The organism is Suilimivivens sp. (genome assembly GCF_037359455.1).
Classification (GTDB): Bacteria; Bacillota; Clostridia; order Lachnospirales; family Lachnospiraceae; genus Suilimivivens; species Suilimivivens aceti.
In genome coordinates, this window is the sequence record NZ_JAXXXI010000014.1 from 22,520 (window position 1) to 38,283 (window position 15,764).

Consider the following 15,764-nt stretch of genomic DNA (forward strand, 5'->3'; position numbering starts at 1 on the left):
AACTCCCATTTCAGGAATTTCCCAACTGAAATTTTTCCTGCAAATTCCGTCAGCAAATTCAGCCATCTACCCTCCTCCTTATTCCTGAAACAGGAACCTCTCAATGGCCTCCCTGCAGCCGTCATGGTCATTATCCGCCACTGTTACATCACAGATTTTCTTGATCTTCTCACTGGCGTTTCCCATGGCAACTGAAATTCCCGCCATCTTAAGTGCCCCGATATCATTGTCTGCATCGCCTACGACAACAGTCCGGGACATGGGGATCTTCAGATAATCACAAAGCCCCTGCAGACCAATCCCCTTATGGATTCCCTCCGCCGAGATCTCCAGAGATGCGATCTCAGAATTTGCCAGTTCTACCGGCAGACCTGCTTCACAGATCAGCGCTCTTGTTTTCTCTCTTGCTTCTGTAGACGGATGATAAAGATTTATTTTTGCTACAGGAAAAGGATCTGTCAGATAGGTCTCTATCAGGGACTCCCACTGGTCTGTCACCTTTTCAAACATACCTCTGTAAATGCCCATCTGATAATAGTCCATCTTAGCTATGGCATCCTTCTGTACAATAGATTTTTCAGTCAGAATATGAATCATCACATCTTCTTTGGCTGCGATCGCCAGCACCTGCTCTGCCAGCTCCGGTGTAAGCCCTTTTTCAAAAACAGCCCTGTTCTGCCGCCTGTCAAGCACCAGTGCACCGCTGACAGAATTTACATAAGGAATATCGACAACATCAAAATACTTATACAGCTCTGCCATACAGCGTCCGGTATTCAGCACTACAGTAAATCCATGATCCATGGCTCTTTTCATTGCAGCAACAGTCTTTTCTGAAATTTCCTTCTGACTGTTCAGCAGCGTTCCATCCATATCAAATGCGATCATCTTATATGGTTTCATTTATATAATCTCCCTCTGTGGTATCATTCAGTTCCCTCCGTACCAGAAAAAGGAACACCAGAATAAATATACAGCATACAACCCAGGTCACCGGTTCGCAGATACACACTGCGAAATAACCATACACTGGAACTACAAAAAGTGCAAATACCACCTTGCCGATCAGCTCCAGGCTGCTGCAGATCAGTGGCGATACGGAATGTCCCATGCCCTGCAGGCCGTTTCTGACGATCACAAGCACTGCCATGGGCGGTATCATGGGAATACTGATCTGCAGATACAGCGCTCCATTCCGTATCACCTCACTGTTATCACTTCCCGTGATCATCCTGACCGCATCCTCTGCCCCAAAGATTGTAAACAAAAGCGCTATGATCCACCATGCTCCGTACAGAGCAATTGCAGAAAGCATGCCCCTGCCGATCCTGCTTCTCTTCCCGGCTCCCACATTCTGACTGACATACGTGGCTGTGCTGGTTCCAAGCGCAATCCCGGGAATATAAAATAGCTCTGCCAGCTTTCTGCCGCCTACCTGGGCTGTAATATACAGATTTCCTAGAGCATTGATACTGCCCTGAAGCACAACACTTCCTATATTATAAATAGCACTCATCAGCGCCATACTCATCCCGGCTCCAAGCATGCCTGCTACAAAGTCCTTTCCCGTATGCCTGTCCTTAGCAGAAAAGTGAAGCTGTGGATACCTTTTCAGAATCAGGATAAATGCCAGCAGTGCACTGACTGCCTGCGACAATATGGTCGCTGCTGCAGCTCCCCGGATTCCAAAATGAAAAGGTCCCATAAACAAAATATCCAATATCACATTCAGAATACTGCTTGCCAGTAAAAAGAAAAGTGGTGCAATACTGTTTCCTACCGACTGCAGCATGGCTGATTCCATATTATAAGCCATAGTAAATGGTATACCAAGAAGTATGATCGTAAAGTACTGAAGCGCAGGCTGCAGCGTATCCTCAGGCACCTGCATAGCCACAAGAATGGGACTTCGAAGCAGCAAAAACAAAATCATCATAAGAAAAGCAAAGCTCGTGGACAGTATTGTCATCCAGCATACCGACTGTCTGAGTCTTTTCTGATTTCCTGCCCCAAAGCTTCTGCTGACAGAAAGTGCCAGCCCGTTATTCATTCCAAATGCAAAGTTGGTCAGCAGACTGTACAGTGCGGAGGTAACTCCTATCTGAGCCAGGGCACTATCTCCTAGCAGATGCCCTGCTATGGCGGTATCTGCCAGATTATACAGCTGTTGTAACAGGTTTCCCATGAACAACGGCATAGCAAATACCAGTAACAGCCGGAAAGAATTTCCCCCTGTCATATCAAGAACACGTGCTTCTTTTGTCTTTTCCATCGTAATCCTGCTTTCCTTCTTTTTTCTACATTGTAACGAAAAAGAAGGCTTTCTGCTTTTCCAAAAGCGGTGTATACTATAACAAAAGCGACAAAAGAGGTTCATCTCTATGATTCAGACACGAAATTATGTTACCGTTGATTTTCAGGGAAAGGAGATCCCCTCAGGGCACCTGCGTCCCTTTAACCTGACTGCCAATGATGGAGATATCCACCAATATGCAACTGACTGTATCATTGCCCACTGGCATCAGGAAATGGAAGTTTTCATTTCCACCAGAGGGCAGGTTCGGATCGGCATTGAAGATCAGGAATATCTGGTCAGGGAAGGAGAAGGCTGCTTTATCAATTCGGACATTCTGCACTCCTTCACTCCTGTCGATGCCTCACCATGCACTTATCATTCCTTCGTTTTCGATACCGGTATTGTTGGTGGTGCCCCCGGAAGCGTTTTTGATACCTCCTGCGTCCGTCCTCTGCTGGAAAGCGGGATTCCCTACCTTCAGTTTACCCCCTGCAAAGAAGATGCTCCTTTTTATGATAATTTTTCTCTGGCTTTTGAAGCCTGCAGAAATGAGAATCCCGGCTATGAATTCGATGTCCGGACTGCTCTTTCCAAAATCCTGCTGTTTCTGAATCAAAAAATAAGCCCCGTTTCCGGGGCAAAAGCTTCTTCCATACAGGAACAGCATATGAAGCAAATGTTACTTTTTATTGACCGTCATCTCTCAGAATCCTTTGGTGTTGCCGAGCTTGCCGGCAGCGTCAACATCTGTGAGCGGGAATGTCAGCGGATCTTTCAACGCTATCTGCATTACCGCCCCATGGAATATGTCCGCCGGAAACGGATCTATACCTCTGCAGCCAAGCTGCTGGTCTGCGATTCCCCTGTGACCGATGTGGCCTTTGAATACGGCTTTGCGAGCCCAAGCCACTATACCAAACAGTTCCGGGAACTGATGGGAATGACACCAACCGAGTACAGACGGCTGAATTTATCTGCCATTCAGCTGCCCGGGTGATCCTATGATGTCATTTCAGGTGGAATTTCCAGTGATTTTAAAGCCATTGGCATCTGCATACTCCTTTAACCGACGGTACCCATTCACAATATCATCTCCTCCACTTTTGGAACACAGCATCAGAATATGCTTTCAAGAAAATAAACATAAAGAGAAACAACCGCCCACAAAGTGGTTGACCTCTCGGAATACGTTTATATTTTTCTACCAGTCTGATCCCCAGTCATCATATCCGGAGTCCCAGCTGGAATCTGAATCCCAGCTCGAGTCCGAATCCCAGCTGGAATCCCAGGAGCTGTCATCATCACTGCTGTCGTAGCTGCTGTCATCACTGTAATCATAGCTGCCATCATCACTGTCATTATAATCATCATAATTACTTTCATAATTATAGCTGCTGCCAGAATAATCTGAAGAGCTGTCACTGAAAAGAAGACCACAGGATCCGATTCCAATAACGATCAGGGCGATCAATATATAGAGTCCCAGTCTCCCCTTATTATTGTTCCTGTCTCCCGAGCTGCTGTTATGACTGACAGGCTTCTGCGCTGCTGCACTTTTCTGATTTGCTGCCGATCCTTTATTAACGCTCGCTGCTCTCTGCCCTGCCTTCTGGATAGCAACCCGCTCCTTCATCTTCGTATACAGCTCGTTTACGGCATAGGCTTCATCATCGCCCTTATAACGGACCATCCTTTTGCCGTCTGCACCATTCTTATATACTACAAAGGTGCCATCCTTTTCATCCTTATAAATACCAAATGCCTTAGCCCCCTTGTAATCCTCCCCGATAAATGTCCGCATCTCATCAAGCGGCAGCTTCATCTCTTTCGCCCATGCCTTTAATTCCTCTATCGTCTGCGGAATATCATTGGCCTGCCTTACATAATGACTGTTGACACCACCACAGTTTGGACATGTTTTGTCAAAATCATTGATCCATGCACCACACCATTCACATTCGATTCTCATTTGCTCCCCCTTACCGTATAATCCTGTATTTTATAGTATCAGCTGCCAAGTGTTCTACGGGATAATATGTGTTTGAACCTAGACACTGGCAATACGGCATGCCGCACTCTTCCCAGAACTGATACTTATATTATTATACACATAAAAAGAGGCACGGGCAATTATTTTTCTGACAAACTGGCAGCCACTCTCGTCGTACAAAGTGCCACGCACAGATTCTGAATCCCCTCTAAGAACATGGAGCATCCAAGAAGCAGCATCACTGTCTGTATCCCTTCTGCAGGCCTTAGCAGGAGGAGAACACCGAAGAATCCTGTGATCTATACTCAAGGCACAAATATTGCCGGTGGCCGGTTCTATTGTCATATCAATCCAAACGGAGATGTTGAACCCTGTGTATTTATCCATTATTCCAATGCCAACATCCATGACATGTCACTCCTTGATGCCTTAAGCCAGCCACTGTTTAAGGCTTACCAGAAAGCACAGCCCTTCAATGAAAATCACCTTCGTCCCTGTGCTATGCTGGAAAGTCCGGAAAGTGCCTGCCATCCTGGTTTTCCGCTTCTGCTCTACGATCATACCTTTTATCCTTGGGCTTCCTTCCGGAATTTATTTGATATCTCTCTGTCAAAATGGTAAGATGAGGGAAAAGAAACCGTCAAAGGAGTGAGGATATGCCTTCTTTCACTAAAAAGGCGATTGAAGCTTCGTTTCTGAAGCTTCTCAATGAGACCCCGTTATCCAATATCACCGTGAAAATGATCGTAGATGACTGTCAGATCAACCGTAATTCCTTCTATTATCACTTTCAGGACATTCCTTCCCTTTTGGAAGCGATCATTGTCCAGATGCTGGATGACATTATACAGCTGATCCCCAGTGACCTAAACGTCAGTGACTGTCTTCTGGAAATCTCAGAAGAACTGGACCGTAACAAACGTGCGCTGCTTCACATATGGAACTCCGGAAACCGGGAGCGCTTTGAAAGGCATCTTCTGTTTGCCGGTACCTTCCGGACAGTTCTCCGCACAAACGGTCATCCCGCTTCCGGCATGAACTAACCTTATCAAGGAGGATTTCCCATGAACATTCTGTCTTTACTGAACAGCGTCCCTTTGTATGGGATCTGTGGCGGCATTATTGCCTTTGTTGCCGTCGTATGCATCGTTTTTCTTATCCGCGCTTACCGGGCCGGTGTCTCCATTGGCATGGATCGGACCAGGTTAAAGCAGGTGATCCTGTCAAGCGCCACCTTTTCGGTGCTGCCAAGTGTCGGCATCCTGCTTGGTGTGATCGCCCTGTCCGGAAGCCTTGGTACCCCATGGCCCTGGCTCAGGCTTTCTGTGATCGGCGCCCTGCACTATGAAACCCAGGTTGCCCAGGCAGCAGCGGAACAGGTTGGTATGACCTCGCTCTCCGCCCGTGAAATGACACCCCAGAATTTTGTTACCATTGCTCTTCTTATGAGTATCTGTATCATCTGGGGAATGGTGCTTTCCGTTATTTTCAACAAAGGTTATCTGAAAAAGCTGCAGAAAAACACTAAGAAAGGAAGCGCTCATGGCGGCTTTGGTGATCATGCGATGAGTGCCATGTTCATTGGACTTGTTTCTGCTTATATCGGCAGCTACATCGGCGGCTTTGTTTCTGGAAATGGTCTGTTTACTTTTTCCGGAAGTATCCTTCCCCTTATCGTAGTTGCGGTTTCCGGCCTTGCCATGGCACTTTGCCTGTATCTTTCTGAAAAGAAGAAAAAGGTCTGGATCGACAGCTTCTCCATTGCCGGCAGCATGCTCCTTGGCATGGCAGCCGCTGTCTTAGCAAATCTGTACTTATAAGGAGGCGAATCTTACATGAATAACGAATCTTTTGAAAAATACAATGCCGGGACCCATATCCTCGGAAGAGTCTTTTCCGTTATCACACTGGTTCTTCTGGTTGGCGCTCCCTTTATGATCGGTCTGTTCCTTGGTGCCATGCCAGACCTTCCTGCCGTTGGCAAAGGCTTCCTTTCTGTAGGAATTATCTGGTTTGTGAGCAGTATCGTGGAATTTCTTGTTTATACGCCCATGCTGGGTGCAGGCGGCGGCTATCTGGCCTTTATCACGGGAAATCTGATCAACATGAAGATCCCCTGTGCCATCAATGCCAGGGATCAGGTTGGAGCCAAAAGCGGTACCCCGGAAAATGAGATCATCTCCACTCTTTCCATTGCAGCCTCTTCCCTTGTTACGATTCTGGTACTGGCTCTCGGCGTCCTTTTACTGGTGCCGCTCCAGCCTGTTTTACAGAGCGAAGTGCTGCAGCCCGCTTTCGAAAATGTAGTGCCAGCCCTGTTTGGTGCCATGGCCTATAAGTATTTCCGCGGAAACCTGAAAATTGCAGCCGCTCCTCTTGTCCTGATGAGCCTTTTGTTTATCCTGATCCCCTCCCTGACAGGTTCCACCAGTTTTATGATCATTCCTTCCGGCGGTCTTGCGATCGGTATCGCTTTTCTCTTCTACCGTCAAAGGGCAAAGGCTCTGGCACAGGAAACTGATCTCCATATGAAAGCAGGTGACAAATGATGAAAACAATTTTACTGATCCTTGCAGCAGTCCTTGTTCTTCTTATTGTTCTGCTGCTTATCGCTGTGATCCATACCCTTCTGATTCCTTCAAGGAAGTCCTCCTATACCGCACCAAAGGAAACAGAAAAAGCCAGGATGCTTGCAGAAAAGCTTTCCCGGATGATCCAGTATGATACAACCTCACATGCAGGAGTCCATGAAGAGGAAAAATTTCTCAGCTTCCACAAGCTCCTGGAGGAGCTGTTTCCACTCGTCCACAAACAGCTTGAAAAAACAGTGATCGATGGAAACCTTCTCTATTACTGGAAGGGAGAAAGCCGCGAAAACCCAATCCTTCTGATGAGCCATCAGGATGTGGTCCCTGCAGAGGGTGAATGGAGCCATGCTCCTTTTTCTGGTGACATTGCGGACGGAAAGGTCTGGGGAAGAGGCGCCTCCGACACCAAATGTTCTGTCATGGCCTTTTTCCAGGCTGTGGAAGAGCTGCTTGCTGAAGGCTATACACCCGCCTGTGATGTTTATCTGGCTTCCTCCTGCACAGAAGAGTGGGGCGGTGACGGCGCTCCAAAGATCGTAGCTGAGCTGCAGAAAAGAGGCATCCGCCTTTTTCTGGTCTGTGATGAAGGCGGCGGCATCATTACCGATCCGATCGGTGGTATCAGGGGTAATTTTGCCATGGTCGGTGTTTTTGAAAAGGGCAAGGCAGATGTGAAATTTACTGCCAGGTCCACAGGTGGGCATGCCAGTGCTCCCGGCAAAAACACCCCCATTCCAAGACTTGCTGCCTTTGTCAATGAAGTCGAAAAGCATACTCCCTTTCAGCGCAGATTTTCACCTGAGGTATCTGCCATGTTCCGGAAGCTGGCTCCTTATGCCCCCTTCCCATTAAAGCTGGTATTTGGCAATCTCTGGCTCTTTTCTCCGGTATTAAAGCCACTCCTTGGCAGCATCAGTGCCCAGGCCGGTGCTATGCTGCAGACTACAATTGCCTTTACCATGCAGTCCGGCTCCGATGCCTGCAATGTGATCCCACAGGAGGCAAGTGTCAGTGCCAACATGCGTTTTATCCCCCATCAGGGACAAAAAGAAAGCCTTTCCATTATGGAAAAGCTCGCTTCAAAATATGGTCTTACGATGGAAGTACTGCATGCCAATGATTATTCCACGCCGGTTGATATAAACGGCTCTGCCTTCCGTCAGATTGAGTCTGTGATCGCAGAGACCTTTCCGGGTCTTCCTGTCAGTCCCTACGTCATGACCGGCGCTACAGATGCCCAGTTCTATCAGTGTATCTGTGACAGCTGTATCCGCTTTGCTCCTGTTATTTATGGTCCTGAGCAGATGAAAGGCATGCATGGCCTGAATGAAAATATTGTTTACAACTGTCTGCCGGGCGCAGTCAGCTTTTATCAGAATCTGATCCGTGCCCAGCGTAAGAAGTAAGGAAATGATGGGTGACCCCATCCTGCTTATAAGCAATTACAGTACTTAAATTTACATTTTCCACACTGCGGAAAATATTCTTTTCAATCACAGGGTTCTTTTCGGCAAGCTCACGGATCAGTTCCTTGATCTCAGCCCGTTTAGAACCCTTTTCTGTGCCGCCGCAGGATGCACAGTTCTCTGTAAACCTGCAGGCACACTGGATAAAGTGCAGTTCATTATAGTGCATCCATTTGATGATATCCGCTTCCCGGATCAGGTACAGCGGCCTGATCAGTTCCATGCCTTCGAAATTGGTGCTGTGAAGCTTTGGCATCATCGTCTGGATCTGTGCTCCATAGAGCATACCCATCAGGATCGTTTCGATCACATCATCAAAGTGATGTCCAAGTGCGATCTTATTACAGCCAAGCTCCTTTGCCTTGCTGTACAGATAGCCTCTTCTCATACGGGCGCACAGATAGCAGGGAGATTCTGTGATATCCGCTACCGTGTCAAAGATCTCCGTTTTAAAAACAGTGACCGGCACCTCCAAAAGCTTTGCATTATTCAGGATCGTCTGATAATTCAGTTCATTATAGCCGGGGTTCATCACGAGATATACTACTTCAAAATTCTTTTTTCCATGACGCTCAAGCTCCTGAAAAAGCTTGGCCATCAGCATGGAATCCTTACCGCCTGATATACAGACAGCGATCCTATCCCCATCCTGGATCAGTTCATATTCATTGATCGCTTTGGTAAATTTACGCCAGATCTCCTTACGGAATTTCTTGACTATGCTCCGCTCTGCTTCCTTGCAGCGGTCCAGCTTATCCTCTTCCTTTTCCATCAGCTTCTGCAGCTTATAACGAAGATAAGAATGAAAGCCGCCATCTATACTGTAGATCTCATAGCCCTGCCCTGACAGCTCCTCTGCAATATCATCACTCTTCTGACCCGTATAACAGATCAGGTAGACCGGTCTGTCCTTTGGTACTCTGTCAAGCTCATCCATGAAATCCTCATGGAAAATATGAATGGCACCCGGATAGGTTTCTCTTTTGTAGTCTTCTTCACTTCTGATATCAATGACCAGCTTTTCCCCTGCATCCTCTATCAGAGCCTGTATCGTTTTTCTTTCCATGTTCTCAACCCTTTTTATCATGTCTGATCCCTGTCAGATCCTTCACTACCTCTGAAGCAATGATAAGACCAGCTGCAGACGGTACAAAGGAAGTGCTTCCCGGAATGGCCCGTCTGACAGTACATGTCCTCTGGGTCCCGGGTGGACAGACACAGTGTGTTCTGCAGCTGTTCTGTGTATCCTCGACCGGCTTCATGGCCTCTTCCCTGGAATACAGCACCTTCAGCTTCTTTACACCCCGCTTCTTTAATTCACGCCGCATTACCTTTGCAAGCGGGCAGACACTCGTCTTGTAAATATCTTCAATGCACAGCTCTGTGGGATTCAGCTTGTTTCCAACTCCCATACAGCTGATCACCGGAACGCCTGCTTCCTTTGCCTGCATGATGATCTGGATCTTTGCGGTTACGGTATCTACCGCATCTACTACATAATCATAGGAAGTAAAATCAAAATCCCCGGCATTCTCCGGCAGGAAAAAGCAGTTATACACATTCACCTGTGCCTGTGGATTAATAGAAAGGATCCTCTCCTTCATCACTTCTGTTTTGTATTTTCCTATAGTCTGCCTGGTTGCTATGATCTGACGGTTCAGATTAGTCAGACAGATCTTATCATCATCCACCAGCGTAAAGCTTCCTACACCGCTCCTGACAAGTGCTTCTGCCACATAGCCTCCTACACCTCCGATTCCAAAGATTGCCACATGGGTCTTCTCCAGACGCTCGAGGGCTTCTCTTCCCAGTAAAAGCTCTGTTCTTGAAAACTGATTTAACATTGATTTATTTCCTCCGTTGCAATGCTCATTGTAACATCTACTTTCCTTGCTGGCAATGTGTTTTACACACAGCAAGATGACGGATCCCCTTTCTATTCAGGCTGATCCGTCATCACTGGTTTCACGTACTTCTTTTTATTCTTTTTATTCTGCAAATAAAGGAGTAGACAGATATCTGTCTCCGGAATCGGGAAGCAGGACTACGATGGTCTTCCCCTTATTCTCCGGTCTTGACGCAAGGATTCCTGCTGCCTTCAAAGCTGCACCGGAAGAAATACCTACAAGGATTCCTTCACTGACAGCAAACTTCCTGCCCTCTGCAAAAGCATCTTCATTCTCAATGGTGATGACTTCATCATATACCTTGGTATTCAGGACATCCGGTACAAAGCCTGCACCGATTCCCTGGATCTTGTGAGCACCGGGTGTTCCTTTGGAAAGAACAGGGCTTGTCGCCGGCTCAACTGCTACGATCTTCACATCAGGATTCTGCTCCTTCAGATATTCACCAACACCGGTAATGGTTCCGCCGGTACCTACACCAGCTACGAAAATATCAACCTTACCGTCCGTCTGATCCCAGATCTCAGGACCTGTGGTAGCCTTGTGCACTGCAGGGTTTGCAGGATTTACGAACTGTCCGAGGATCACAGATCCCGGAATGCTTTCCTTTAATTCTTCAGCCTTGGCAATGGCACCCTTCATACCCTTGGAGCCGTCTGTCAGTACAAGCTCTGCACCATATGCCTTCAACAGATTTCTTCTTTCAACGCTCATGGTCTCAGGCAGTGTCAGGATCGCCTTATAGCCCCTGGCTGCTGCAACTGCTGCCAGACCAATACCGGTATTTCCACTGGTAGGCTCAATAATGGTAGCGCCTTCCTTCAGGATTCCCTTCTTCTCTGCATCCTCGATCATGGCAAGGGCGATACGATCCTTCATAGATCCTGCAGGATTTAAGTACTCCAGCTTGGCAAGAATGGTTGCATCAGTGATGCCATTCTTTGCAGTATAACGGTTTAATTTAAGAAGGGGTGTCTTTCCAACTAATTCTAATGAACTTTCTACAATTTTACTCACTTTTTCATCCTCCGCTTTATTCTATACTATCTTAGTATGAATACTATGTTTATCTGTTGAGGATATCATACATCTCTTTTCCTAGTATGTCAATAGGAATTTAAGAATTTTTTATTGCATTTTTGATCCGCCCTAGCGCCTCTGCCAGGGTAACCCTTGTACAGGCTGCATTGATCCGCTGAAATCCCTCTCCACAGGCTCCGAAAATAGCCCCACTGTCAAGCCACAGACCTGCCTTTCTGACAATCAGATCCTCCAGCTCCTCGCTTGTCAGGGAAAGCCTTCTGAAATCAAGCCAGAGAAGATAGGTTCCTTCCGGCTTTCTCATCCTGATCTCCGGGATCTGTTCCCTGATATACTGCTCTGCAAAATCGATATTGGCCCTGACATAAGCCATCATGCCCTGATACCATTCCTCCCCCTGTGCGTAGGCTGTCCTGCAGGCCACAAGTCCAGATGCATTGACCTGACTGTAGCCGGCCGCTGAGATTTCCTTGACAAACCGCCTTCTCAGGCTGTCATTTGCAATGAAAATATTGGATACCTGAAGTCCTGCGATATTAAAGGTCTTGCTGGGTGCCGTACAGGTCACACTGATATCCCTGATTTTATCGCTCAGATCTGCAAATACCTGATGCGTTCCTTCAAAGATAAAGTCTGCATGGATTTCATCACTGACTACGACAACATGATTTTCCACACAGATTCTCCCAATTTCAAGGAGACTTTCTCTGTCCCAGACTCTTCCCACCGGATTATGAGGATTACAGAGGAAAAAGAGCTTCACCTTTTCCTCCTTTACCTTACGTTCAAAATCAGCAAGATCCATTTCATAATGACCATCCTCCTTCTGTACCAGTGTGTTACTGACAAGCTTCCTGCCATTGTCTTTGATCACGCTGCTGAAGGGATAATAGACCGGCTGCTGGATCATGACAGCCTCTCCCTCTTTTGTGAAGGCTCTCACTGCCATAGCAAGGGCAAATACTACACCCGGTGTCTTGACCAGCCACTTTTCTTCCACCTGCCATCCATGCTTCTTTTTCATCCAGTCCCTGACCGCTGCAAAATAATCCTCTTTGGAATCGCTGTAGCCATAGATTCCGTGAGCAGCCTGAGCAGCCAGGGCATCCTGGATATAGGAGCTTATCCTGAAATCCATATCTGCCACCCACAAAGGCAATATATCCGCTGGCATTCCTCTTTCTACGGCAAAATCATACTTCAGGCAGTCCGTACCCTTACGTTCTACCGGTGCATCAAAATCAAGATTTCTTTCACTCATTCTCTTCTTCCTCCCTTTTACTTTGATGCAGCTGTGAAGGCCTGCGCAAGATCTGCGATCAGATCCTCCTTTCCCTCGATCCCCAGAGAAAGCCGCAGTACTCTGTCAGTAATTCCATTTTCAAGGAGCTTGTCCTTCGGTACATCTGCATGGGTCTGTGTCACCGGATAAGTGATCAGGCTTTCCGTACCGCCAAGGCTCTCCGCAAACTGGATCAGCTTGACATGCTCCAGAATCCCCTGTGCACGCTCAGTTGTGTCCACCTCAAAGGAAAGCATCCCACCAAAGCCTCTTGCCTGCTTTTTCATCACTTCATATCCCGGATGCTCTGGCAGTCCCGGATAAAGAACCTTTGTCACGCAGCTCTGTCCCTTCAGCCACTCTGCAACCGCCATGGCATTTTCCTGTGCACGCTCCATCCGGACAGCCAGTGTCTTAATACCACGCAGGATCAGCCAGCTGTCAAAGGGTGCCAGTGCAGCTCCTGTCGTCTTGTAGAAGAACCGGAGCTGCTCTTTAACATCCTCTCTGTTTGTCACAAGGAAGCCGGCGATCGTGTCGTTGTGTCCTCCAAGATATTTGGTGCCGCTGTGCACAATAATATCAGCGCCCAGTGACAGTGGATTCTGGAAGTACGGAGACAGGAAGGTATTATCCACGATCAGAAGCAGACCTTTTTCCTTCGTGATCTCCGAGAGCTTTTTTATATCAGTTATATTCATCATGGGATTGGTGGGGGTTTCCACATAAACTGCCTTTGTATTTTCCTTTATGTAGGGAAGGGGATCTTCCTTTGCCAGTTCAATGGCTGTGATCTCAATCCCCTTGTTTTTACAGACGCTGTTGAAAAGCCTGATCGTACCACCGTAAAGATCACCGTCTACGATCAGATGATCGCCAGGCTTAAAGCATTCCATAAGAGCAGCAATGGCTGCCATACCGCTGGCAAAGGCAATAGCATCACAACCGCCCTCCAGTGAAGCCACAATCCTTTCAAGCTGTTCTCTCGTTGGATTCTGCATTCTCGTATAATCATAGCCGGTGCTTCTTCCTACTCCGTAGTGGGCGAAGGTTGCCGTCTGGTAAATAGGAAAACTGACTGACCCAAAATCTTTATCCTTATTCTTTTCTTCTTCAAGATGCAGACATCTTGTTTCTACTGTATATTCCATTTTGTTTATCCTCCTTTATATACATAATTCCTATCGGTATACTATGCTTATTTTCTTCTGATTATAGCACAGCGCATTTATCCTGTAAACGAGAGAATACAGAAAACGGCAGTGTCTTCTGCTTCTCTGCAGAACCGCTGCCGTTTTCCCTTTTCTTTTTATCCTACATTTTAAACAGAGTCTTCATCAGTCCCCTCCCAAGAGAGGCTCCTACATTACCGCCAAGCTTCTTCCCAAAGCTGCCACCTACGGATTTGCCGAGAGTATTCCCGATCTCTCTTCCTATTGTCCCGGCCGCACTGCCTGCCACCTGATTGACTGCAGATCTTGTTCTCTTCCTCTGGCGCTCCGCTTCCTTTTCCTTCTGCTTCTGAAGAGCTGCTTCCTCCTTCGCCTGAAGCTTTTTCGCCTCAGCCTCTTCTTTTGCCTTCTGCGCTTCTGCTGCATCTGTCAGTGATTTTCTCTGCAGAAATTCATAAGCAGAATCCCTGTCAAAATTTTCCTCATATTTGCTGTAAAGAAGGCTCTCTCTGATCTCCCTTTCTCTCTCTGCATCCGTAATGGCACCCATCCGGCTCTGTGGCGGCAGGATCTTACATTTCTTCACTACAGTCGGGATCCCTTCTTCGTCCAGCACAGAGATCAGTGCTTCTCCAATTCCAAGGCTTGTCAATGTTTCATAAGTATCAAACTCCGGATTTTCCCGGAAGGATGCTGCAGCTGCCTTCGCCTTCTTCTGCTCTGCCGGTGTATAGGCATGAAGGGCATGCTGGATCTTATTGCCAAGCTGGGCAAGCACGCCATCCGGAATATCCTTGGGACTCTGGGTTACAAAGTAAATGCCGACCCCCTTAGAGCGGATCAGCTTCACCATCTGTTCCACCTTCTCAAGCAGTACCCTTGGCGCTGTATTAAAAAGCATATGGGCTTCATCAAAGAAAAAGACCATTTTCGGCTTTTCTGCATCACCTGTTTCCGGCAGTGTTTCAAACAGCTCAGACATCATATAGAGCAGGAAGGTGGCATACATGGCAGGACGTCCAATGAGCTTCTGACAATCCAGGATCTGGATCCTGCCACGTCCCGTATTGTCTGTGCTCAGCCAGTCCCTGATATCTAATGCAGGCTCCCCAAAGAAGAGCTCTGCTCCCTCTGCCTCCAGTGCGATGATTGCCCTGATAATGGCTCCAAGGCTCTGCCTGGAAATATTGCCATAGGTCAGGGAAAACTCCTTTGCATTGTCACCCACATACTGCAGCATGGCTTTCAGATCCTTGGTATCGATCAGAAGCAGCTCCTGATCATCTGCGATCTTAAAGATGACAGTCAGGATATCCGTCTGGGTGTCATTCAGATCAAGGATCCGTGACAGCAGGAGCGGTCCCATTTCAGATACTGTCGTACGAAGAGGCATGCCCTTCTCTCCATAAATATCAAAGAAATTGACAGGGTACTTTTTCAGGGAAAATCCAAGTTCAGAAAGTCCAAGCTTTTCTACACGGCTTCTGATATTCTCACTGTTTTCCCCCTCAAGACACATACCTGCAAGGTCACCCTTCACGTCTGCCAGAAAGACCGGAACACCACAGTCGCTGAAGGACTCTGCCAGTACTTTTAAGGTAATAGTCTTACCGGTTCCCGTAGCACCCGCGATCATACCGTGGCGGTTTGCCATTTGGGGATAGATAAATACCTTTTCTTCCCCGGTGTTGTATGCTCTAAAAGACTTCTTAATCAAGCGGTTGGGAAGTCTCTTAGAACACACAACCTAAAACCGAAGAAAGGAGCGCAAGTTATGAGAAAAAACGAGAAAATCACTGCTCTGTACGAACGACTGAGCCGTGATGACTTTGGCAAAGATGATGACCAGCAGCGTGAGAGCAACTCCATATCCAATCAAAAAGCAATGTTGGAGGAGTTCGCCGCACGGCAGGGTTTTACAAACATTGTCCATTTCACGGACGATGGCATTAGCGGCACCTGCTTTGACCGTCCCGGATTTTTAGCAATGATGAAAGAAGTGGAAGCCGGGAATGTGGAGTA

At 47.3% G+C, this 15,764-nt stretch carries 15 protein-coding genes and 1 pseudogene; 7 read left to right on the top strand and 9 right to left on the bottom strand.

The window, feature by feature from the left end:
• Window positions 1–78: 78 nt before the first annotated feature.
• A complete protein-coding gene (locus WJQ40_RS02035) occupies window positions 79–903 on the bottom strand; it encodes a Cof-type HAD-IIB family hydrolase (protein ID WP_337537729.1) in 825 nt (274 codons plus the stop codon).
• On the bottom strand, window positions 890–2,272 hold the full coding sequence (locus WJQ40_RS02040) for an MATE family efflux transporter (RefSeq protein ID WP_337537730.1): 1,383 nt from the start codon (window positions 2,270–2,272) through the stop codon (window positions 890–892). Before WJQ40_RS02040 ends, WJQ40_RS02035 begins: the two co-directional genes overlap by 14 nt.
• A gap of 109 nt (window positions 2,273–2,381) precedes the next feature.
• Between WJQ40_RS02040 and WJQ40_RS02045 the strand changes: the two genes are divergently transcribed.
• Complete coding sequence (locus tag WJQ40_RS02045) at window positions 2,382–3,293, top strand: AraC family transcriptional regulator (protein ID WP_337537731.1); 912 nt, start codon at window positions 2,382–2,384, stop codon at window positions 3,291–3,293.
• Window positions 3,294–3,497: 204 nt separating this feature from the next.
• Here WJQ40_RS02045 and WJQ40_RS02050 read toward each other — a convergent pair whose 3' ends face one another.
• The gene (locus WJQ40_RS02050) at window positions 3,498–4,265 is read right to left on the bottom strand and encodes a hypothetical protein (protein ID WP_262575059.1); all 768 of its coding nucleotides are present in this window, start codon (window positions 4,263–4,265) and stop codon (window positions 3,498–3,500) included.
• A 339-nt stretch (window positions 4,266–4,604) separates the two neighbouring features.
• Here WJQ40_RS02050 and WJQ40_RS02055 point away from each other — a divergent pair.
• From WJQ40_RS02055 to WJQ40_RS02075, 5 genes and pseudogenes are all read left to right on the top strand, one after another.
• Window positions 4,605–4,805: pseudogene (locus WJQ40_RS02055) on the top strand (SPASM domain-containing protein); the annotation flags it as partial.
• A 137-nt stretch (window positions 4,806–4,942) separates the two neighbouring features.
• Window positions 4,943–5,329, top strand: a complete 387-nt coding sequence (locus WJQ40_RS02060; RefSeq protein ID WP_337537732.1) for a TetR family transcriptional regulator — start codon at window positions 4,943–4,945, stop codon at window positions 5,327–5,329.
• A 21-nt stretch (window positions 5,330–5,350) separates the two neighbouring features.
• Window positions 5,351–6,106: a DUF5058 family protein gene (locus WJQ40_RS02065; RefSeq protein WP_337537733.1), complete on the top strand. Its 756-nt coding sequence runs from the start codon at window positions 5,351–5,353 to the stop codon at window positions 6,104–6,106.
• 15 nt (window positions 6,107–6,121) lie between these two features.
• The gene (locus tag WJQ40_RS02070; RefSeq protein WP_337537734.1) at window positions 6,122–6,835 is read left to right on the top strand and encodes a hypothetical protein; all 714 of its coding nucleotides are present in this window, start codon (window positions 6,122–6,124) and stop codon (window positions 6,833–6,835) included.
• The gene (locus tag WJQ40_RS02075; protein WP_337537735.1) at window positions 6,832–8,280 is read left to right on the top strand and encodes a M20/M25/M40 family metallo-hydrolase; all 1,449 of its coding nucleotides are present in this window, start codon (window positions 6,832–6,834) and stop codon (window positions 8,278–8,280) included. Before WJQ40_RS02070 ends, WJQ40_RS02075 begins: the two co-directional genes overlap by 4 nt.
• Here the strand turns inward: WJQ40_RS02075 and WJQ40_RS02080 are convergent.
• From WJQ40_RS02080 to WJQ40_RS02105, 6 genes are all read right to left on the bottom strand, one after another.
• Window positions 8,237–9,406 carry an ATP-binding protein gene (locus tag WJQ40_RS02080; RefSeq protein WP_337537742.1) on the bottom strand — a complete coding sequence of 390 codons (1,170 nt, stop codon included), beginning with the start codon at window positions 9,404–9,406 and terminating at the stop codon, window positions 8,237–8,239. The two genes, WJQ40_RS02075 and WJQ40_RS02080, sit on opposite strands and share 44 nt — an antisense overlap.
• Window positions 9,407–9,410: 4 nt before the next feature.
• A complete protein-coding gene (locus WJQ40_RS02085) occupies window positions 9,411–10,184 on the bottom strand; it encodes a tRNA threonylcarbamoyladenosine dehydratase (RefSeq protein ID WP_337537736.1) in 774 nt (257 codons plus the stop codon).
• A 144-nt stretch (window positions 10,185–10,328) separates the two neighbouring features.
• Window positions 10,329–11,264, bottom strand: a complete 936-nt coding sequence (gene cysK, locus WJQ40_RS02090) for a cysteine synthase A (protein WP_337537737.1) — start codon at window positions 11,262–11,264, stop codon at window positions 10,329–10,331.
• Between the two features lie 100 nt (window positions 11,265–11,364).
• Window positions 11,365–12,549 carry a MalY/PatB family protein gene (locus tag WJQ40_RS02095; protein ID WP_337537738.1) on the bottom strand — a complete coding sequence of 395 codons (1,185 nt, stop codon included), beginning with the start codon at window positions 12,547–12,549 and terminating at the stop codon, window positions 11,365–11,367.
• A 17-nt stretch (window positions 12,550–12,566) separates the two neighbouring features.
• The gene (locus tag WJQ40_RS02100; protein WP_337537739.1) at window positions 12,567–13,721 is read right to left on the bottom strand and encodes a PLP-dependent aspartate aminotransferase family protein; all 1,155 of its coding nucleotides are present in this window, start codon (window positions 13,719–13,721) and stop codon (window positions 12,567–12,569) included.
• A 163-nt stretch (window positions 13,722–13,884) separates the two neighbouring features.
• Window positions 13,885–15,459: a helicase HerA-like domain-containing protein gene (locus WJQ40_RS02105; RefSeq protein WP_337537740.1), complete on the bottom strand. Its 1,575-nt coding sequence runs from the start codon at window positions 15,457–15,459 to the stop codon at window positions 13,885–13,887.
• A gap of 57 nt (window positions 15,460–15,516) precedes the next feature.
• Here WJQ40_RS02105 and WJQ40_RS02110 point away from each other — a divergent pair.
• Window positions 15,517–15,764, top strand: a 248-nt coding sequence (locus WJQ40_RS02110; protein WP_337537741.1) for a recombinase family protein, incomplete at its 3' end; no start/stop codon positions are given.